Annotated in this window: 18 protein-coding genes; 5 read left to right on the top strand and 13 right to left on the bottom strand. The window is 52.7% G+C overall.

Annotated elements, in window-relative coordinates; all coding sequences use genetic code 11:
• Window positions 1-28 precede the first annotated feature (28 nt).
• The gene (locus tag ACZ5OO_RS07615; protein WP_464078176.1) at window positions 29-1,204 is read right to left on the bottom strand and encodes a glycosyltransferase family 2 protein; all 1,176 of its coding nucleotides are present in this window, start codon (window positions 1,202-1,204) and stop codon (window positions 29-31) included.
• A 459-nt stretch (window positions 1,205-1,663) separates the two neighbouring features.
• Between ACZ5OO_RS07615 and ACZ5OO_RS07610 the strand changes: the two genes are divergently transcribed.
• Together ACZ5OO_RS07610 and ACZ5OO_RS07605 are read left to right on the top strand one after the other, a co-directional pair.
• Entirely contained in the window at window positions 1,664-2,122 is a 459-nt protein-coding gene (locus tag ACZ5OO_RS07610; protein WP_464078175.1) for a hypothetical protein, read from the top strand.
• Window positions 2,088-2,621 (top strand): glycosyltransferase family 4 protein, encoded by a 534-nt coding sequence (locus ACZ5OO_RS07605; RefSeq protein WP_464078174.1) that lies wholly within the window; start codon window positions 2,088-2,090, stop codon window positions 2,619-2,621. Before ACZ5OO_RS07610 ends, ACZ5OO_RS07605 begins: the two co-directional genes overlap by 35 nt.
• Window positions 2,622-2,695: 74 nt before the next feature.
• Here ACZ5OO_RS07605 and ACZ5OO_RS07600 read toward each other — a convergent pair whose 3' ends face one another.
• The 3 genes from ACZ5OO_RS07600 to ACZ5OO_RS07590 all read right to left on the bottom strand — a co-directional run bounded on the left by ACZ5OO_RS07600 (window position 2,696) and on the right by ACZ5OO_RS07590 (window position 4,877).
• Entirely contained in the window at window positions 2,696-3,787 is a 1,092-nt protein-coding gene (locus tag ACZ5OO_RS07600; protein WP_464078173.1) for a glycosyltransferase family 2 protein, read from the bottom strand.
• A complete protein-coding gene (locus tag ACZ5OO_RS07595) occupies window positions 3,784-4,014 on the bottom strand; it encodes a hypothetical protein (protein ID WP_464078172.1) in 231 nt (76 codons plus the stop codon). The genes ACZ5OO_RS07600 and ACZ5OO_RS07595 overlap by 4 nt, the downstream gene beginning before the upstream one ends.
• Window positions 4,015-4,133: 119 nt before the next feature.
• Window positions 4,134-4,877, bottom strand: coding sequence for a radical SAM protein (locus ACZ5OO_RS07590; protein WP_464078171.1), 744 nt, complete (start codon window positions 4,875-4,877; stop codon window positions 4,134-4,136).
• A gap of 403 nt (window positions 4,878-5,280) precedes the next feature.
• Between ACZ5OO_RS07590 and ACZ5OO_RS07585 the strand changes: the two genes are divergently transcribed.
• Entirely contained in the window at window positions 5,281-6,333 is a 1,053-nt protein-coding gene (locus ACZ5OO_RS07585) for an FkbM family methyltransferase (protein WP_464078580.1), read from the top strand.
• 91 nt (window positions 6,334-6,424) lie between these two features.
• Here ACZ5OO_RS07585 and ACZ5OO_RS07580 read toward each other — a convergent pair whose 3' ends face one another.
• From ACZ5OO_RS07580 to rfbC, 4 genes are read right to left on the bottom strand one after another with little or no spacing between them, the layout of a single operon-like run.
• Entirely contained in the window at window positions 6,425-7,402 is a 978-nt protein-coding gene (locus ACZ5OO_RS07580) for a dTDP-glucose 4,6-dehydratase (RefSeq protein ID WP_464078170.1), read from the bottom strand.
• Window positions 7,403-7,405: 3 nt separating this feature from the next.
• Entirely contained in the window at window positions 7,406-8,449 is a 1,044-nt protein-coding gene (locus ACZ5OO_RS07575; protein ID WP_464078169.1) for a glucose-1-phosphate thymidylyltransferase, read from the bottom strand.
• Window position 8,450: 1 nt separating this feature from the next.
• Window positions 8,451-9,302, bottom strand: a complete 852-nt coding sequence (locus ACZ5OO_RS07570; protein ID WP_464078168.1) for an SDR family oxidoreductase — start codon at window positions 9,300-9,302, stop codon at window positions 8,451-8,453.
• Between the two features lie 9 nt (window positions 9,303-9,311).
• A complete protein-coding gene (gene rfbC, locus ACZ5OO_RS07565; protein ID WP_464078167.1) occupies window positions 9,312-9,869 on the bottom strand; it encodes a dTDP-4-dehydrorhamnose 3,5-epimerase in 558 nt (185 codons plus the stop codon).
• 377 nt (window positions 9,870-10,246) lie between these two features.
• On the opposite strand from rfbC, the gene ACZ5OO_RS07560 reads away from it, so the two are divergent.
• Window positions 10,247-11,578, top strand: a complete 1,332-nt coding sequence (locus tag ACZ5OO_RS07560) for a glycosyltransferase (protein WP_464078166.1) — start codon at window positions 10,247-10,249, stop codon at window positions 11,576-11,578.
• Between the two features lie 106 nt (window positions 11,579-11,684).
• On the opposite strand, the gene ACZ5OO_RS07555 is transcribed toward ACZ5OO_RS07560, so the two are convergent.
• From ACZ5OO_RS07555 to ACZ5OO_RS07545, 3 genes are all read right to left on the bottom strand, one after another.
• Window positions 11,685-13,220 carry a lipopolysaccharide biosynthesis protein gene (locus ACZ5OO_RS07555; protein WP_464078165.1) on the bottom strand — a complete coding sequence of 512 codons (1,536 nt, stop codon included), beginning with the start codon at window positions 13,218-13,220 and terminating at the stop codon, window positions 11,685-11,687.
• A gap of 532 nt (window positions 13,221-13,752) precedes the next feature.
• Window positions 13,753-13,995: a hypothetical protein gene (locus tag ACZ5OO_RS07550; protein ID WP_464078579.1), complete on the bottom strand. Its 243-nt coding sequence runs from the start codon at window positions 13,993-13,995 to the stop codon at window positions 13,753-13,755.
• 555 nt (window positions 13,996-14,550) lie between these two features.
• Window positions 14,551-15,471 (bottom strand): hypothetical protein, encoded by a 921-nt coding sequence (locus ACZ5OO_RS07545; RefSeq protein WP_464078164.1) that lies wholly within the window; start codon window positions 15,469-15,471, stop codon window positions 14,551-14,553.
• Between the two features lie 369 nt (window positions 15,472-15,840).
• On the opposite strand from ACZ5OO_RS07545, the gene ACZ5OO_RS07540 reads away from it, so the two are divergent.
• Window positions 15,841-16,086, top strand: coding sequence for a hypothetical protein (locus tag ACZ5OO_RS07540; RefSeq protein WP_464078163.1), 246 nt, complete (start codon window positions 15,841-15,843; stop codon window positions 16,084-16,086).
• Window positions 16,087-16,157: 71 nt separating this feature from the next.
• Here ACZ5OO_RS07540 and ACZ5OO_RS07535 read toward each other — a convergent pair whose 3' ends face one another.
• A complete protein-coding gene (locus ACZ5OO_RS07535) occupies window positions 16,158-19,226 on the bottom strand; it encodes a hypothetical protein (RefSeq protein ID WP_464078162.1) in 3,069 nt (1,022 codons plus the stop codon).
• Between the two features lie 293 nt (window positions 19,227-19,519).
• The gene (locus tag ACZ5OO_RS07530; protein WP_464078578.1) at window positions 19,520-19,873 is read right to left on the bottom strand and encodes a DUF488 domain-containing protein; all 354 of its coding nucleotides are present in this window, start codon (window positions 19,871-19,873) and stop codon (window positions 19,520-19,522) included.
• Between the last annotated feature and the right edge of the window lie 26 nt (window positions 19,874-19,899).

The following is a 19,899-nucleotide window of genomic DNA, read 5'->3' as shown; positions in this document are numbered from 1 at the left end:
ACGCGTAATTAAAAATTCAATGCATTTATTAGCGAGAAAGCCTAAGCCTCGCCCCGAGCCTTGCCCTTACCGCTTCAAGCATCATTCTAAGGCGTAAGGGGACGTCGGAGCCGTGAGGGGCTATCCTATCTATGAAGGCCAACACGTAGGGGAGCGTCGTGTACATCAGTGACCGCGCTTCGCGTATAACTAACGAAGTGACGCTTCTTTCCTTCGACAGCGCCGAGTTGACCAGACCGCAGCGAAGATACTTGAGAAGCTCGGAGGGCCGCAACACTAAGCTTTGTGAGAGCTCCCTGGCAAGCCGCGTTGGAAGGTACAGGGCCTCCAGCCTTACGAGGGTTGCAGAGAGTTCATAATTGTTACACTTACACCCTTCTGGGAGCTCTTCAGCCACGCAGCTGACCCCTCTGTTCACCTTAAGAAGCCACATCATCCTTTCAACTAGCCTCGGGTCCTTAAAATGGGAGGCCTTAATCTTGCCATAGGCCTTAGCGGAAAAGCTGTTGCCGTGGACCCTATAATATGTGAGCGGCTCGCCTGTAAGGTAGAGGACCGAGCGCTCGTCCCTGGGCCTCAGGGCTAAGGCGAAAAGCATATGATCAAATCCTGGCCCCTCCATAGGCTTCAATTTTTCCTTATCAAGCAGCTCCCTCCTGACTGCAATAGAGCTGTTATTGAAGTGAGGAGGGTATGAACAGAACTCCCTGAGGAGAGGGAGCAGCTGATAGTAACAGACGCCCAGCCTCTCATCAACTTTTGAGAGCAGGGAAGAGCTAAGGACGAAATCCCTCCGAGCCTTGACTGCAGGAAACTGGCTCTTGCCAGAGATCACTTTGCCCTCCTCGTTAATTATTACCTGCTCGTTGTGGAAGTAAACTACGTCACGCAACGACGCAAAGGCCCTATAAATGTATGAGAGCCTGTCCTCCCTGTACATGTCGTCGTCCTCCAGGAACGTTATTATGTCGCCCTTTGCCTCCTCCAACCCTATGGCTATCTTGCCGCCGAGGGGCACGACGTCGGTGACTATGTTCTTCCAGCCGTTCCTCCTTATTATCTCGTCGCTCTCCCTGTCCTCGAAGTTCTTGACAACTATTACCTCGAACCTGTCCCTTGGGAGGGTCTGCGCCTCAAGGCTTCGCAGCGCGTGGGGAAGGTACCTCCTACGGCCGTGGGCGGTAACTATGACTGAGACCTGCAAATCATCCGTTGAATTCATGTAACCTGTAGCCCTTATTGATTTTGAATTAGCATGGATGTATTAAAGTGTTCCTAAAAGGGCGGCCATAAAGTTAGTATTTAGTACAACACAACAAATATAATAATAGTTGTAGAGACGCCAGTGCCCGCGATACCTGTATTATTATAAGGCAATTTCTGCCATTAAGAAGCACATCAAAACCATAAAATGTACTTATATTACCACCAGGCCACATAGTTCCTAGGCTTCAGGCGCGTTGCATGCAGAACAGAGGCATAAAATTGCCTTCATCGTCCCTGGCCTCTTCATAGCCGGCGGCATACGTGTGGCACTCACGTTGGCCAGCGCTCTAGGAAAACATTTCGATTCTAAGGTCGTCTCCCCAGAGCCAGGTAATCCGTGGCCCCAGTACAGGGTCCCTATAGTAAGCCCAAAATGCCATCCATATTAAGTTCGCTGTTGAACTTCGGCAAAAGGGTCTTGGGCCGCAAGGGCAAGGCCGGTCTACCTACATTAGACTTTGTGATTCAGAGGCTAACGGGCTTCAGGCTTGACGAGCACCACGCGCTGCTCAGGCTACTAAAGGGCGTTGACGTCGCCATTGCTACGTGGTTTCCGACGGCATTCATAGCCTTGCAGAGCGACACTAAGCCCATGATCCTCCTCCAGGACTTCCCTGAGCTAGTAGCTGAGTCTTTGGGTAACGCTGGGCTCAGGCTATTTAAGGCCGTCTTAAGGGCGCCCCTCGGCTTCCTCTCAATTTCGTCCTATACAACTGAAATCGTAAAGTCGGAAAACCCTTCGGCGAAAATATATTACATAGGCAATGGAATAGACCTTGACACGTTTTACCCCAGAAAAGTCACGAGAGGCGACGAAGCCATTGGTAAGCGTAATTCTGCGCCGGCAGAGACTTAAGGGTTCTGACATTACGGTTGAGGCGCTGAACTTAGCCGCTATGAGGACTAAGTTTAAGGTGCTTGTGATATCAGAGTTCACCGAGGACGAGTTTAGGCTTAAGTTCAGGCCGAAGTTCCCTTATGTGTTCTACCGGAGCGGCGTAAGTGATGAGGAACTTGCGAGGATCTACAGCTCCTCTGACGTCTTCCTATTTACCTCTAGGGCCGAGGGCTTCGGCCTGCCTCCCCTTGAGGCCATGGCCTGCGGGACCGCCGTTGTAAGCACCAACGCTAAAGGGAACATGGACTACATGGTGAACGGCTACAACGCCGTGGTAGCTAAGACCTTTGATCCCAGCGAGATAGCAGACCTCCTGGTGCAGGTTCTTGACAACAGGGAGCTGAGGCGGTCTCTGGCCCAAGGCGGCCTTGAGACCGCGAGGAGGTGGGACTTCAGGTTAGTCGTCGAGAGGGCCAGGAGGGCAATTGAGGAGGAGCTCCAGAGGCAGGGCTACTAACGCCCCAATTTATTTTTGTTATAACGCAAATGCACATATTAATTACTTAAATTACTTATGACTTATGAAAGGCCCTAAACATTATTAATGACATCCCCTTTTATCTTGCGTCTTAACGACTGTAAATCCTTTATACTAACTCTCAAAATTCTTGTGGCAGCATAGTTTATAAGAACTTTTGAAATAATCGGAACTGATAGGGACATATAAAAAATCTTAAACTTTAACTTTGTAGACTTCGCAAAGTTCCTTCTATTCTCTTTATCATTAAGCAGTTCTTTAATAGCCTCTCGTACAAGATCCGAGTCTCCTAAGGAGACCCCATAATACAATCTAGACCAATCATAAGACCTCTTAAACTCTGTTTTACTTAAATTGATTAAATTATGGAGACCAAGCTCGCTTATAAGGTCTGATAGAACTTCGTAGTCATTTATCGTCCGTTTGGATATACTTATTAAAGAATCGAGGTCATTGTACGACCTCGTGGTTTGAGAACCGTGAACCCTGTAGGCCGTCAGCTCAATCGGATCATGAAGTAGGGCGTAAGGCGAAACTAGAGCAGAGATCAAGAAAAGCCCGTCCTGCGCATAATATAGCTTCTTTAGGACATCGAGGAAAGGAAGAATAGCGTCTCTCTTCATAACTATTGAGCTTGAGTTGAATCCAAGCCAGAAAAGGGGATCGCCATGATGAGAGATGCAGTCGATTTTTAAATATTTATCGTTATTATTTAAAAAAATCTTTTTATTCAGTTTCTTCTCACAATAATAAGCTATATCTGTCGTACATGGGAGCTCAATCCCTTTGGCATCGACTATGACTACATTGTGGTGGTAAAAGCCTAGGTTAGCAGTTTTTTCGAACGCCTCAAGAGCGACCTCCAGTTTTCGATTTAAATAATAGTCGTCGTCGTCCAAAAAGGCTACAAGATCAGTGTCGGCCTCCCTTAAGCCTCTTTCATATTTTGCTCCTCCTCTTTCATCACTTAGGAGAATTGACGTAAAGCCTGACCTTTCTATGTACTCATCTATTTGGTCGTCCTTGAAGTTTTTAACAACGATAACGTCATAAGGTCTCCTAGTCTGCGTGACTATCGACCTAAGCGCATCTGGCAAGAACTGCCTTCTATCATGGGCGATCACTATTACTGTAACTCTGCTCACCAGGTTACCCCCTTAAACTCCGCCCCTCCAAATAATTGTAGATATTCATGCTTTATTCCGTCGCATAAACTTCTAAGTTTACATAAGTCGCACGTTTCGATATGTGCCATCATATCGACTAACTCTGTGAATCTCTTCTCGTAGAGCCTTATCTTAACTTTACTCATAAGATCGCCAATTTTGAGGACGCCAACCCCCCTCAAAAGCCGCAACCTCAACTTGTTCACGAACTTTAGCCATTACAGCTCGACATTTATGTTTGGGTTCTTGGTTTCTGTGTACTTATAGGCTATAGTTTCTGAGAACATCGCGAACGGGAAGGCCCACTCATATGGGTCGTGGGGCCTCAGCGAGAAGTCACCACGTACTTCCTGTAGGGCTCGGGGACTACGCAGTAAGGAATATACCTAACGGCTATCTTCACGCCTGCCTTCTCTAAGACGTCTATGGCCTTAATGAGGTATGGCATGGCCTCTGTGTACCTTACTAAGTGCCTGTTTATCTCAACGTCCTTCGTGGTCCACGTGTTGAAGAAGATAAAGTTTACGTTCTCCGGCTCATACTTGAGGACTATGTCAGCGTACTCTGGCAGCTCCCTGTAGTTCTGTGCTGTTATGGTAATGTTTGTCCTCCTGATGACCCCGAGGTCCATGGCGACTCTCATGGCTTTTGTTATCCTGTCATAGGCGCCCGGTATGCCCACGAGGGTGTTGTGGGTCTCCCTCCTTGCAGCGTGCAGCGAGAAGAGGGTCTCGTTGAGGCCAGCATCAATGAACTTTTTGTAGATTCTCTCGTCCGCGAGGACTATGCCGTTAGTTATGAAGCTTATTCTCCTGTAGCCCAGCTCCCTCGCGTAGGCAATGGAATTCTCTATGTGAGGCACTGTGCTTGGCTCGCCACCGGTGAAGTCTATGTCCCTGTGGCCGAGCCTGTAGGCGAGCCTCAGCTGGTCGTTAATGAGCTTTACAGGCAAGTTAGGGTTGTGTATCAGGGCCCTGTAGTAGCAGAAGGAGCACCTGGCGTTACGTCCGTAACCTATATGAATTTTGGTCCTTTGTGTAATACTTGAGATGTTGTATGTGACAGGCATGCGTGATCTAAAAAGAAATGTGACGGGGACTATTAAAAACTTCTCTTTATTTAAAGTTTGTGAGCTTGATACATCTATACTAATTGAGGTTTCCGTATAGCATAGAAGTCTTAATTAAGATAAGATTTGGTAAAACTATCTTTTCATCCACCTCTAGGTGTAAGTAGGATAAATAGTAATAGTATAGTAAAGCTTTTAACAGGACGATATTGACAGCTTTGCGATTAGTTGTAAAATTAAAGAAAACAATGAGTAATTATTTTAATTATTCTAAAATGTTAATTGATGACCGTTATTAAAGTGCTTTAAATATTATAAATCTTAAATCATAAAAATAAAACTGAGAAAATTTTAATGGCCTTAGCCTGTGATATTTTAAGAGGAGCGTTAAACATTGAAGCCGATGAGCAGAGTCAAAGGATTAATTAATGTAATAAAAATATATAAAAAGGCCTATACTAATTGGCCTCTGGTGCTGCTAAATCTTCTGATTAAAGGAAAAGGCTGCGCTAAGGAAAGATCGGGCGTAGAGCTCTGTGGCGAGAAAAGAGACGTAGGCGCGTTAGCTCACCTTCTTGCAGAACCTGGCGTTCAGTATGTTTATCTCAAGAAGGAAAACAACGAGATAGTAGTAGGTCATAATGGTAAGAGGATTGTAGCCCCTCTTAATGAGATTGGAATCCTTACTGCACTGATCAAGCTCTTGAATGAGGGGCCAGTTCAGCTGCTTGACAATTATGACGAGTCTACTAACTACACTTTGAAGTTCCTCTATGGCGGGAGAACCTACTCGCTAAGGACGCATGATCTGCTCACGTTTTACGATGCAGTCAAAACTTACGAGAAGCTCGACGTGAGCAATAAGAACGTCCTAGTGATAGGCGCGTATGTTGGGGACTCGCCATTAATGTTCGCAGCGAGGGGGGCGAAGAAGGTAATCGCCGTTGAGCCCTCCCCCTGGGCCTTTGAAATGGCCAAGTATAACGTTGAGGCTAACGGCCTTTCCGATAAGATCATTTTACTTAACTGCGGGATAAGCCGGAAGTCGGGCAACATAGCCCTTCCAAAGCGTCCTGTCCATAGGACCTTCCTGGTGACCTACGACGCCTACTATACATTCGATGAGCCTAATAAAGAAGACCCCACGCACGGCAACGCTTCAATGGCATCAGGTGCGCTAGAATCTGTTGAGGTGCCTCTATGTACCTTTGACTATATTGTAGAGAAGTTTGGTCCTTTCGACGTGCTTGAGATGGACTGCGAGGGCTGCGAGTATGAAGCTGTATTGTGCAGCGATCAAATAGCTGGCTTCAAGCAGATCATGATGGAGTATCATTATGGATACGAAATCCTTAAGAGTAGGTTAGAGACGCTCGGATTTAAGGTCACTGTCACGGGCCCCTTCAAGACCGAAAAGCCAGCGGTTGGCACCTTATATGCGGTCAGAAGCTCTTGAGCCCTAACGTATCAATGCACCGTTACTTGCACTCTTTATACGTGAACCCATCTTAGGCAAGTTATTTGAGCGCTGAGGCTGAAAGGCGGCCTCAGCTTATAGATCTCCATGGAACCTCGTTTATGAAGAACTTCTCACCTAACAGCGGCTTCCACCACTCCTGGTTTTCAATGTACCACTTAACGGTCCTTCCAATGCCGTCCTCCAGCGGCGTGGTCCAGTAGCTGAAGCTTGGCCTCATGCAGTACTCAACGTCGTGGCCGGGCCTGTCCTCCACGTGCTTAATCTTCACCTCCCTTCCCAGGGCCCTCCCTATGAGCTTCAGTATCTCCAGGTTGGCGGCCACGCGCCCCCCGGGCAGGTTGTAGCCCCTCCCGGCTTCCCCCTTTAAGGCGAGGTCTACCAGCAGCCTCGCCGTGTCCTCAACGTACATCCAGTCCCTCCTCTGCAGCCCAGAGCCGTAGACAGGCACTTCAAGGCCCAGGAGCGTCCTGATTATGGCCTTAGGTATGAGCTTCTCAGGGTGCTGCCTCGGCCCGTAGTTATTTGAAGGCCTGGCCACCAGCGCCTCGAGCCCATACGTCCTGACGTAGGCGAACACGAAGTGCTCCGCGGAGGCCTTTGAAGCGCTGTAAGGCGACGACGGCCTGAGCGGCGAGCTTTCATCAGCGCAGCCATATACTGAGGCATCCCCGAAGACCTCGTCGGTTGACACGTGGAGCAGCCTGGCCCCAAGCCTCCTGGCGGCCTCAAGCACGTTGATGGTTCCAATTACGTTGGTCGTCACGAAGTCCTGGGGGGAGTATATGGAGCGGTCCACGTGGGTCTCCGCGGCCAGGTTAATTATAACCTCAGGCCTGAACCTGGAGAGGGCCTCGTGGAGCTCCGGCCCCCTTATGTCGCCCCTGACGAACTCGTGGTCGGTTCCCTGGAGGTTCTCAGGCCTTCCAGCGTAGGTGAGCAGGTCAAACACGAGGGGCCTCATCCCCCTCCTGTTGAGCTCCCTCACGACAGCCGAGCCTATGAAGCCGGCCCCTCCGAGCACCGCAACCCTGACGGTCTCAGTCAAGCCTCACACCTCGAGCACGGAGCTCTCGCCGACTATTAACCTCATGGCCTTCGGCTTCCCGTTTCCCCTGGCCACCCTGGACCCCTGGCCTATTATAGAGTCCCTCAGCGAGACGCCAGCCACACTTGCCCCGTCAAGTATGACGGAGTTCTCAACCTCGGAGTCCTCTACAGTGCAGCCGTCCCCGACCATGGTGTAGGGCCCCAGGTAGGAGTCCCTGACGACAGAGCCCCTGCCTATGAAGGCGGGCCCCACCACCCTGCTGTTAACCACCTGGGCGCCGTCCTCAACTATGACCCTGCCGTCGATCCTGGAGTTGGAGACTACTCCCTTTATTGACCTCGTGGCGTGCCTGTCCAGCAGCACCATGTTTGCCTCCAGTATGTCCTCGGGCGTCCCCGTGTCCTTCCACCAGCCGTCAACGACGTCATAGGTCACCTCCCTGCCCCTGTCTATGAGGCCCTGTATCGCGTCCGTTATCTCAAGCTCGCCCCTCCAGCTGGGCTTTAACCCCTCTAAGACATCGAAGACCTCCCTTGTGAAGCCGTAGACTCCCACCAGGGCAAGGTCGCTTATGGGCTCCCTCGGCTTCTCGACCACCCTGACGACCCTGTTATCCTTGAGCACCGCGACGCCGAACCTCTGCGGGTTGGGCACCCTGGCCAGCAGTATTGAGGCGGACCCCCTGAAGCTGAGAAGCCTCTTAATGTCGTAGGGCACCACGTTGTCCCCCAGGTAGACTATGAACCTGTCGCCGACCAGGTTCTTCGCCCTGTAGACGGCGTCCGCCAGCCCCCTCGCCCTCCCCTGGTAGAGGTACCTTATCCTGAGGCCGAGCCAGGAGCCGTCGCCGTAATATTCAACGACCCTCTGGGGGTTGTTGTCCCCTAGCACAACTATAACGTCCTTTATGCCGGCGTCCCTCACCTGCTCGAGGACCCACTGGGAGACGGGCTTGCCGGCCACCTTTATGAGCTGCTTCGGGCCCGTGTGGGTCAGCGGCCTGAGCCTGGTCCCCTGGCCGCCGTGAAGCACAACAGCCTCCATCTCACACCACCGCGTGCCTCAGGTTCTCCTTAAGGCTGTAGAAGTCGAAGTTAAGCAGCGCCCTGGCCCTTGAAATGTCCAGGGAGGAGTCGTAGGGCCTCTTGGCGACCCAGCCCTCCACCTCTTTGACCTCCGTTACCGGGGAGGGGTCAAGTCCAAAGGCCTTGGCTACCTCAACGGCGAGCTGGTACCTCGAGACCCTCTCGCCCGCCACGTTTATGATCCCGGTCTTCCTGAGCTCTGCAAGCGCGAGTATCGCCTCGGCCAGCTTCCTGGCCGATATTGGGCTGTAGAAGCCAGCGTAAGCCTTCACTGCCCTGCCCTGCCTGAGCTGCCTGATAACGAACGAGGGGAAGCCCTTGTCCCTGAAGACCCCCGAGGTCCTGACCACTAGGGAGTCGTCGTAGGAGAGGGCGTACGCCTCGCCCAGGAGCTTCGTGAGACCGTAGTAGTTTATTGGGTTCGGCTCCTCGTCCTCCCTGTACAGCCCCTTCGTCCCGTCAAAGACGTAGTCCGTGCTCACGTGAACCAGGTAGGAGCCGACAACCCTCGCCGCCCTGGCCACGTGCTTTACCGCCTCAGCGTTGACCTTAAGCGCCCTCGCCCTGTCGCTCTCGCACGCGTCAACGTTTGTCATGGCCACGGAGTTTATTATGACGTCCGGGGAGGCCTTTATTACGAGGTCCTCGAGCAGCTCGAAATTGGTCACGTCAAGCTGTTGGCCGAAGCCGAAGGGGTCAGAGCCGTGGTATGTGTAAACCACGTCCTTCCCCTTCTCCCTCTCGCCCCTCAGGAGCTCAACCAGCTCGGAGCCCAGCTGGCCGGTTCCCAGCACCAGGTAACTCTCCCCCATGTTATCACCTCACGGTATGAGGCCCCCCTGCAGGGCCTCCCTCAGCGTTGGCCACCTGGCGTCCTTCTCAGAGAGCAACGGGCCGCTTATGGGCCAGCTGATAGCTATGTCGGGGTCGTCCCACCTTATGCCTCCCTCGGCCTGCGGGGCATAGTCGTTATCAACAAGGTAAACCACTATTGCATATTCGCTGAGTACCTGGAAGCCGTGGGCGAAGCCCCTCGGTATGTAGAGGGCGTAGCCGTTGTCCTCGGACAGCCTCACGGCCACGTGCCTTCCAAAGGTGGGCGACCAGGGCCTTATGTCGACGGCCACGTCGTATATCTCCCCCTTGACGGCCCTCACTATCTTGGCCTGGGCCCACTGCCCCCTCTGGTAATGAAGCCCCCTGATCACGCCCCTCCTTGAGTACGACTGGTTCTCCTGGACAACGTTGAACTTGACCCCTGCCTGCTCAAAGGTCTTCGCAACAAAGGTCTCCATGAAGTAGCCCCTCTGGTCCCTGAAGACTTTTGGCTTAACGAGGACCACGTCTGGGATGTCGAGCCTCTCGAACTCAAAGGGCAACCCGTTTACCCTGCGACGTCGCGTATACCAAAAATAAAACCTTTCCCACGGGAGGCCTTCGCCTGCTAAATGCTAGCGGGAAGCCATTACTCGAAGAAGCCTGGCGGCCGAGTTGCGTGAGGTCATTTAGCGTCGTCCAAGTACCCGTTAGTTACATGTTCCCTCGCGACGAACACATAACAGTTCTTAGGCTTAATACTAATTAACTTAATACTAATTAATAAGCATCCTGGATTATCTTTCTTTATATCTTCATTAATCTAACATTAATTTAAGTTTTAATTGAGTGTTTGATTTAAACTTGAGAGGCGAATAAATAGTTGCGTCAAGAGCCACGTTCAACTTTAGAATTTAAAAGGAAAAGTAAGATCTTTTAGTTGGGAACAGCTTTGAAAGTAGCAGTATATCATACGAACTTTTGTGACACTGCGGGCGGAGCTGAAATAGCAGCTTTCAAGACAGTCAAGGCGTTACGCGAGCAAGGACATGAGGTAGATCTCTACACATCTTGCGCTAAAAAGGATATAATAAAAACGGTGGCAGAGAACAGCGGATTTAGTGTATTTCCTAAGCTGATATTAGTAGATGAAAAAAGCCCTTTGATTAATTTTTTAATAAAAAGAAATATTTTAGTTAGTTATCAGATATTACAGGAATATAAACACGAGCATAAACACGTATATAAGAAGCTTCTCGAATTCATCAATGACCTTAGAAAAGAGTATGATATAGTTATATCAATGCAAGTTCCCTCTCTAATTCACTTTCACTATGTTGATATAATGCCCGGCGACATCATGTACCTTCATTATCCGACTATAGTAGAGGAGGTAGGGATAATACCTTTACTTCACATAAATATTCCAAATAGTAAATTCCCTCTTATTAAGTTATATAAGAAGCTTATTTTACATGAGGAGTACAACATTCTTAGGAACTATGAGAAAAGACCTAACAATAGCAATAATGTCTACCTAGTAGCGGTTAATTCGTCCTGGACTAAAGAGAGATTGATAAAGTTGTATTCTATTCTATCAAAAATAGGTAATATCGGTAAGATGAATGAGCTTATTAAAGACGCTTCAATAGTGTATCCGCCGATTGATTATGAGGCCTATGCATCCATGTACGATCCCTCTATTAAAAAAGATTTAGCGCTAACGGTTTCTAGGTATTGTCCTGGGAAAAACTTAAAATCTATAATTTATGTTGCATCTAAATTGCCTAATGTGAGTTTTGTGATTGTAGGTTCTACTAAAACACCGGGTTCTCAGAAAGTAATAAGTCAGCTTGAGACTCTAATCGATGAACTAAAACTCAAAAATGTATCTCTTGAAAAGGATGTACCTAAAAACAGATTGATCGAGCTTTATTCTCAGGCTAAGGTTTACCTCCACCCTCTCTTTGCCGAGCACTTCGGCATTGCGATTGCTGAAGGAGCGGCCGCCGGCGCCGTACCAGTGGTCTACAGGGACGGGGGAGGCTGGATGGACATAGCGTCTCGAATAGACCCTATGCTAGGATATAGCAATATTGATGAAGCATCAAAAGTAATCAAGACGATAATACAAGATAAAGACCTGTGGCTTAAATTATCTAAAAGATCTGTGGAGACGGCCAGTAGTTTTTCTTGGAGCAACTATAAATTAAGGTTAAATAACGTCGTACAAAGAGCTTTTCAAATCAAGACAGGTTCCAAGAGCTTTTAATAAAGTCCCTAAAGTATAACACCGCAATGACTTAAGGAATAACAGAATTATAACAAGAATCGCAGATAGCGAGGGTTTGCATAGGCAAGTAATAGATTTTGCAAAGCTACTTGGTGTCGTCCAAGTACCCGTTGGGCATGGGGAGCCCGAGCCCCCTCCACAGCCGCGACATCATCCCGTGGAGCTCGGCTGGCAGGGCCTCCATCAGGGCCCCGTAGTCGTCAGCGTCCAATACGTGAAGGGCCCTGACGGCAGCCCACATTATGGCGAGGCCAAAGGCTATGTAGGCCGGCAGGAGGACTAGCCTCAGCCCAGTGGCAAGCCCAAGGGACAGGGTCCCGGCGAACACAATTATTGAGGTAAGCGCAAGCCTTGTGTACTCGCCCAAGTCTATCCTCAGCAGGCCATAGCGTTTAACCCTGGGCATCGCCACTGCTAGAAAGCCCACTAGCCTGGCGACCACGTAGGCTATTGCCGCCCCCGCAGCGAACCAGAGGTCTATGAGGGGCGGCGCAAGCAGGGCTATAGTGGCGGCGGTTACCACTGACTGCATCGCCAACGCCCTTGAGTCCCTTTTAGCTGCTAGGACCATGCTTATCGGTATGTCGTATGTCATGAGGCTGTGCCCCACCGTCAGTATGGTGAAGGCCTCCCAGTCGTGGACGAAATTGGGCCCCAGGAAGAGGAGCACCAGGGGCCTTCCAACAGCAGCTATGAGGAGCAGGGGCGGTATTGAGAGCGTCGTGACGTACCTAACGGCTTTTTCCACAGTCTCCGGCCTCAGCTCCCCCCTCTCCTCTAGGCCTATCATGGCAGGCCCAAGGGCCCCCGCTATGGCTCCCGGGAGCATCTGGGGCACCGTTGAAGCCAGCATTATTGTTGAGTAGGAGCCGAGCTCCGCGAGGCCCAACTTGGCCAGCACGAAGATCCTGTCGAAGCTCTGCAACACTGAGACCACGGCGCCGCTGAGGGCAAGGGGCACGGCGAACTTTATCACAGGACCTAACGGGTGGGCCGACGTGGGGCCTAGGAGCAGGTCCCTGGACCAGTAGGTGTTAAAGACCGCGTTGACCAGGTCGCCGGCCACCCAGCCAGCTATGAGCCCCGCCGGCCCGTAGCCCGCAACAAGCAGCGCTATGCCCGTCAGGTACCTTGCAAGCGCCCAGAGGACCTGCACCAGTGATATCTTGCCGAACCTCATGGTGGCCCCGAGGCCTATGCCGGCGTAGGCGTTGTAGCTGCTGAGGACCATGTCAACTGCAAGTACCCTGACGAGGCCTGTGTAGTGGGCGCTCCTGAACATAAGGGCCGCGGCCTGGGGAGCTAACACAATGAAGGCTGTGGCCGCCGAGAGCCCGCCGAGGAGGCCGATCATCACGCCGAGCCTGTAGAGGTGCCTCGCCCTCTCAACCCTGCCTGCCTGGTACTCACCCGTCACGAACCTTCCGAAGCCCTGGGCCGGCCACGTCAGGGCAAAACCTATGAAGCCCCATATTATTGTGGTGTCAAAGTAGGCGCCTAGGCCCTGAAGCCTGAGCACCCTGACAATGGTGAGGTAGAAGGCGAACTGAAGAAGCGTGACAAAGGTGCTCGCCGACAGCAGCTTGGCGGCCCCCCTGAAGACCCTGGCCCTCAGCGACATTTACTCAGCACTTCCCAGCCTTTGAATAGTCCTTAAAATGGTTTGACCCTTCTACACTAAAAATGTTTAGGAAATCCTCCATGTGGAGTTAAATGGGCAGCTTTTAAGCGAAGGTGCCCTAAAAAACAGATATTTTCTAAGGAAAACCAGCGCATTAAGGAGCCTAGTCCTTAGGTAGGAGCTCAATTTAAGTCTTCCTCGCATCAGAGCTGTGAACGAAAAGAACGCCTAGCCGAGCCCTCTTTGGGACTCCAACCAGGGCCGCGGCCAATAGTCAGCAATTTCATCGCTTGGCGCAACAGAAGGTGGCAGTGTCAGCCACAGTGACTCTAAGGCGTCTGCAGGTAAAGCCAAGGCCCTCTATTGACGATATCAGTCCCTCGTGAGGAATTCCAGTGACGTGAGGATGCGACTCCAAAACATATGTTTAAACGCTTTGATTGCGTGGGGCTCTCTGCTAACTAAATCGGCCTCACACCCCTCGCAGTCGACCTTATAGTAGGTAGGGGCTCCTCACCTCTGACGGCGGCTCCTAAGCTGACCGCAGGGACCCAGCACCCCTCATTGCCTGGCGCTGTTGACGAGACAGCCGAGAAGCCCTGGAGTCACGCACCGAGTACCTGCAGGGAACCCTAATCTTTGAGGCGCTGTATCCAATAGCGGCATTTAATACCTTTACTTTATCGCTGAGCCCATTAAGCATAACATTTCTCTTAACACACTCGGCCAGGTTCGGCAGGGGCTCCACGGCTACAACGGTGCTGGCGCCGTTTATGGCGAAGAATATGGACGAGTCGCCTACGTTGGCGCCAATATCTATTACGTCAAGGCCTCTGAGGCCGCCGAGCGCCTCAGGCAGGTCGTACTACATTAGGCCGAAGGTCTCACACCCTTAAGTTAACACATCGAGGGTCCAGCAGGGCCGAAGCCTTCCCCTTGGCTACCTCCAATGACCTTGGGCTCCCGTTAACATTTACTGAGACTATGTCTTCTTAAGGGGCGGCGACTGTTGCTTAGTAACCCCTCCATTGGTCTCACCTCTGCCTCCCTTAAGTAACTCATCAACAGCGCTAACGCAGTTGCATCATAAGTGACAGACCTTAGGGACCCCATGGACTTAAGGAAGTCCTTGTAAAGGCTATTGAGCAGATAACCTTCATGTCTAAGAGTATCTTTGCGGAGGCGTTGGCAGGATATTAGCGATAGGCCTGGATCGGCCTGACCTGCAGGTTGATTATCTTACTACCTAGCTTCCTTGGTTGCTGGCCATCAATAGACTATGTTGATCTATATTTAAAAGACGCCGAAAATGCATAGATTAGGGCTAGCATTAATGCTTGATCCGCGAAACCTCCTCAACGAAGTGGTTTATTATGAACGCCCTGTCCTCGAGATCTTTATTGCTTATTGTGTTTGGGTTCCAGGGTTCGTCGAATAGTCTTATGAAGTGGCCCCTCCCGAAGCACTTGATCCAGGCTGGCACTGCCTCCCAGTAAGGCGTTATTGATGTTTTCCCCTGCCCAGGCTCAGAAGCTTCAAGCTTTACCGAGGCTGGCCCAATGCCGATTTCCACTCTACGTATACCTATTGCTCTCATAATCCGTTCCCACCACCTTAACCTTGGCTTTTGGAGTGTTAGTTCGATCTCTCCCCCGGGCAGTGGGTAGAGACCTCGAACGATAGTTAATACGCTCGTTAGTGGGTAAATATACTTATGCGTATGACCCTTCTCGCACTCTGTGAGTTTATAAGTTTCAACATCCCTTGGGTAAATTATTGGCCTTCTTGAGATCCAGGTAGCGCACTTACCGTCAACACATATAATTGATGCCGTTTTTGGCGATTCCGTAAACACAGTGAAGACCCCTAATGCCTTAAATGGTAAGAGTTTATCGAAGGTGCTATCTCTATCTCCCTGAACACCTTGCTTAGTCCTGAACCAAAATGGTACGTCCCCAATCCATACAACCGTGCCTCCCTTGGCTATGAAACGCATTAGTAAGCTATTCATTGGGTCTATGTCATCGCTGAATAGCTCATAGGGAATTACGTCATTAGCGAAGACTATTGCGTACTCATGTGCCGTATCACTCTTTATGGCATTCTCCATGGAACTCTTTACGCCATTATAATCAACGATTACGTAACCATAGGCCTTTCTCAATTTATCCGCTAATTCCCTACCGACGCTATGATCAACCCAACTGGTGGCGGCCTTATCATCGAAGTAAACATACTTGTTAAGTGCCAATTGAGGCACCTCAACACCTCTATTCTCATATTCTCAATAGTCTAGAATAGCCTAAACGATTTAAAATAGTTTATTCATATCATAATAAATGATCACCCTAAAGGGTGGTCATGCTGAAGCCTTGATGTTAATATTTGCATAAAATTGTTACCTGCTTTAAGATGTGCACTAATGGGCTAGTAACAAGGAGGAGCTTAGATTATGCGCCTCCACGCAGTGTATTGAGGAGATGCTATTGAAGCCCCTGGGGATAACGCAATACGGTAAGCATATGAGTATACATTGATATCTGGTGCAAGGGTTGACGCCCTCCATTGATATTAGCCCTGTACCATGGTGAGACCTTGAGCGCGGCGAAGGCTGGCCCTGGTGTTCGCCCTGTCAGCCGCCCTGGGGCTGCTGGCTTACCTGGCCCCCGGTGCCTCAGCCGTGGCCGAGGCGGCGGCAGCCGCTGAGGTAGCCGGCCTGCCGACTATTGCCCTGCCCCTGGCCTCCCTCGTGGTCTCAGGGGTCCTCGAGGCCGCTGGGTGCCTCGTGGGGACGTTTATAGCCGTAACCATAAGGTCGGCGCGTGCACGGAGGCCAATGCCGGCGGCCAGGAAAAGGAGGGCTTAGGGAAAAGTCTAACAAAAAGGGAAAGAAAAGGAAAGAATGGGTTTATCGCTTCAGCGACCTTTGCCTGCGGCTCAGCGCCTCCTGAGCAGCAGGACGGCCGCGACAGCCACTATTATTACTACCACGCCCACGTAGAGGCCCGTTAAAGCGGGCCTGCGCGGCGGGGCCGTTGAGGTTGCCGAGCTAACGGATGTCGTAGTTGTCGACGTGGCTGTGGTTGCCGTGGTGGCAGCGCTGGACGCTGTCGTAGTGCTGCTCGTCGAGGTTGTTGTGGTCGCGCTAGCCGTGGCCGTCGCGGCGCTGGTTGTTGTAGTAGTGGAGGTACTTGATGTAGTCGTGGTTGTCGGCGGGGGCGCGGTGTTGGTCGTAGTGGTCGCCGTGGTAGACACAGTGAACGATATTGTCACAGCCGCGGGGCCCGCGACGCCCACCACGCCCGAGGGCGGGCTGGGCTCATAGCCCTGGACGGCCCCGACGCTGTAGTAGTACTCCCCGGCCGCCATGAGCAGTGTTATGCTTGTTGAGTTTGAGCTCACCGTGGTCCCGTTTACGTTGACTGACCACGCTATGCCGGGCGGCAGGCCGCTCTCCGTGAATGTGACCCTGTAGAGCCTCGCTGGGGCCGCCGCGGGGTACCTGAGGGGGTAGAGGTCCACCACGCTCCCGTTGACGTAGGGCGCGTCGCACAGGTACGGGTCGAAGGGCAGCGGCGGGGTCACCTGAGAGAAGCCTCCCCCGAAGGGGCTGAGCCAGGCGTTGCCGGCTATCACTAGGCCGCCCACTATGTTGGTGCCCGGCCTCGGGCTCACGTAGAAGGCGGCCTCGCTGTTCACCATGACGACGTTCCTGCTGTTGTTGAAGACGTTGTTGTAGACCAGGTCGCCTGTGGAGTTGACGAGGACCAGGCCCACCCCGTACCTGGCTATGAAGCTGTCCGGCTGCCCCGCCAGGGAGAACACGGTGTTTGCCAGCGTCGAGTTGGCCAGGGTGACGTCGTCCCCCACTATTACAACGTCGTTAACGTCGTCCGTGAAGTTGGAGCCCGCTATGGTGGCGTGGCTGCCGTTGAGGTAGACCCCGTAGCCTGAAGGAGGTATGCCTCCCCAGTCGAAGAAGAACGTGGAGTTCTCAACTACAAGGTAGTCGCCGGTCATGTTGACGCCGCCGTAGCCGTCCTCAGATATGTTGTCGTCGTTAAGCGTGACGTGGCTTCCCACCACGTAGATCCCGTACTTGGCCCCCAGCAGCTCGGTGCCGCTCACGCTGAGGTCGTCTCCAACCATGTATACGTCCCACCAGCCGTAGAGCAGGCGCGAGCCCACCACGGTGACGTCGCTCGCGTCCGCCTCGAGGCAGGCGCCGAAGGGGTTGTAGAGCGTGGTGTTGACTATGGTCAGGTTGCCCCCGTAGTAGCGGAGCAGCGTGAACGGAGGTACGCGGTTAACGGCGCTTTGCCCGAAGGTGAAGTTGGAGTCCACCACAGTGACGTTGTAGCCGCTTATGTTCGCAGTGGAGCCATATAAGAGGACGCCCTCAAGGTGGAGGTCGTTGCCGTCTATGCCGAGGCCGGTGCCGTTGTTGAGAGGGGTCACGCTTATTGAGACCCCAGTCATGTTGACGTGGTCTCCCGATATGAAGAGGCCCCACGATGAGAGGAGAGTCGTGTTCACAATCGTGGGGCCGCTGCCGCTTATGAAGACCATTGGGTAGGTGAAGTTGTCCCCAGCGAGGTACGCGTCGTTGCCAGTGACGTTAACGGTGAGCGCGAACAGGACCTTAGTGTCCCTTATCACGGGATGGGGGCCAGTAACGTTTAGCCCCCACCTGCCCGGGCCGTAGATTACGTCGCCGACGAGCTCAGGGCTGTCGCCCTTCACTATTATCCCAGCCCCGCCGGATGTGTTGTCATATAGTATTGCAGCGTCGTTGCCCGTGACGTTTATGGCGTCTGTTGAGACGCTAACGCTGTCCCCGTAGAGCAGCGGCCAGTCGCCAACTATGACGGTGCCGTTGGTCCCGTAAGCCATGGAGGCGCGGGCCACCACTATGTTATCGCCGTGGGCCACCACGCCGTCCTTGAAGAACTTGAGGAGGGAGCCGTTTATCGTGAGCCCCTGTCCGCTGAAAATCACGTCGTCTGCCTCCCAGACCCCGGTCAGGTTCCTGGCGGATATGTTGTCCCCCAGGGCCACGAGGCCGGTGCCGTTCTGCCACAGGTTATCGTACATGCTCACGTCGACTAGGCTGACGTTGCGGCCGTCAACGTAGATCGCTATGTTGTTGTCCAACAGAGTGGAGCCCTCCAGGGCTATATCCGTGCCCGTGACGTTTATGCCGACCGTGGGGGCGTAGTAATAGCTGTGGGTCGAGCCCGTGACGTTCACGTCTCTCAGCATTACATGGCTTCCCCTCACCCTGACCCCGGTGCCGTTGCCCACCGCTACGACGCTGACGTTGCTTATGTTCATGTAGTTGCCCTCGAAGGACAGCGTGTTGTTGTCTACTATGTCCTTTGACCCCGCGAGGCTCACATGATCGCCGCTAACAACTATGCCGTAGCCCCTGAGCCTGCTCGTGGAGCTGACGTTGCGCATGACTATGTAGCTCCCGCTGACGTTTATGCCGTAGCCCCCGGCAAACCATGGGCCGGCGAAGATGTAGTTGTCCCAGGTGTTGTTGAGCGTTATGTGGGAGCCCGCGGCCTCCACTGAGAAGTTGGAGTTGACCACCAGGTAGTCAAAGGTAATGTAGTCGCCAAATGCCCTGACGCCGTAGGTGTAGTTGAGCACAGTCAGGTCCACGACTGTGACGTTGTCTCCCCTTATGTAGATGCCCGTGCCGTCGCCGCACCCCCTCAGCTGGTGCCAGCTCCCGTTTAGGACGACGTTGTCCGCCAGCACCCCTATGGCTATCCCCGAGGGCTGGGCGCAGGATATGTCGCCCGCGAGCTCGTAGTACCCGGGCCTCGTTATGTTGGTGGGCCCGGTTATTATGGTGACCCCTCCGCCACCCTGGGCCCTGGAGGGCGGGCCTGGGAGCGCGAGGGGGACGAGCAGGAAGACGAGGAGGAAAAAGAAAAACGCTATAGCGATGGGGGCCGCCGCGGGCCCCCTGAGCCCCCTGAAGTAGGCCGCGGTCAACAATCACCAGCTCAGCCTGACAAACCTCCGGCGGAGGGCCTATCAGGCCGCCCACCTACTGTGGGGACGCGGTTAAATGCCTTGTATAAAACTTTAGCACGCCACGGTGCTGACGTAGGTTAAACGGGCGTGGGTGGCGGGGCCTCAAAGCCCGCGCTATCGCCCCTGGCGGGCGGACGTTGACAAAGCCGCGGCTGCCGCTGTCAACGGTTTCCGACAGACCGTGAATTTTATGTGCAGTGAAGGTCAGACCTTGAAGCCCCCTCCTGCGTCCTGGTTGGCGGCCTCAACGTTTACGCCTCCTGGCAGGCCCTCTGAAGGTATTCAGCCAGCGCCACCGCGCTGTTGTGCTCCCTGTCCCTGGCCGAGTAAAGGAGTACAGCGCACCCCCTCTCCCTTATCCTTGAGCAGAGCTCCTTGACCGCCTCCCGGCGGGAGTCGAGCTCCCTGAAGTACCTTGACTTGAACTCCTCCCACTTGGCTGGGTCGTGGGAGAACCACCTCCTCAGCTCGTCGGAGGGCGTGAGCTCCTTCGGCCAGGCGTCCACCTTGAGCTCCTCCCTGCTGATGCCCCTTGGCCAGAGCCTCTCAGCCAGGACGACGAGGCAGCTGCCGGCCTCGCGGCTCTCGTAAACTCTGGCCACCATTACCCTCAAGCTGATCCCAAAAGGAG

The sequence above is a fragment of the Acidilobus aceticus genome (genome assembly GCF_055392325.1).
The sequence above is the reverse complement of the archived record's forward strand: the minus strand, read 5'-3'. Positions and strand labels throughout refer to the sequence as shown.

Bases quoted from the DNA above. Each gene is read 5' to 3' on its own strand.
- ACZ5OO_RS07585 (WP_464078580.1), top strand. From the start codon at position 5,281: ATGAGCAGAGTCAAAGGATTAATTAATGTAATAAAAATATATAAAAAG.
- ACZ5OO_RS07530 (WP_464078578.1), bottom strand. From the start codon at position 19,873: ATGGTGGCCAGAGTTTACGAGAGCCGCGAGGCCGGCAGCTGCCTCGTC.
- ACZ5OO_RS07570 (WP_464078168.1), bottom strand. From the start codon at position 9,302: ATGGGGGAGAGTTACCTGGTGCTGGGAACCGGCCAGCTGGGCTCCGAG.
- ACZ5OO_RS07575 (WP_464078169.1), bottom strand. From the start codon at position 8,449: ATGGAGGCTGTTGTGCTTCACGGCGGCCAGGGGACCAGGCTCAGGCCG.
- ACZ5OO_RS07555 (WP_464078165.1), bottom strand. From the start codon at position 13,220: ATGTCGCTGAGGGCCAGGGTCTTCAGGGGGGCCGCCAAGCTGCTGTCG.
- ACZ5OO_RS07590 (WP_464078171.1), bottom strand. From the start codon at position 4,877: ATGCCTGTCACATACAACATCTCAAGTATTACACAAAGGACCAAAATT.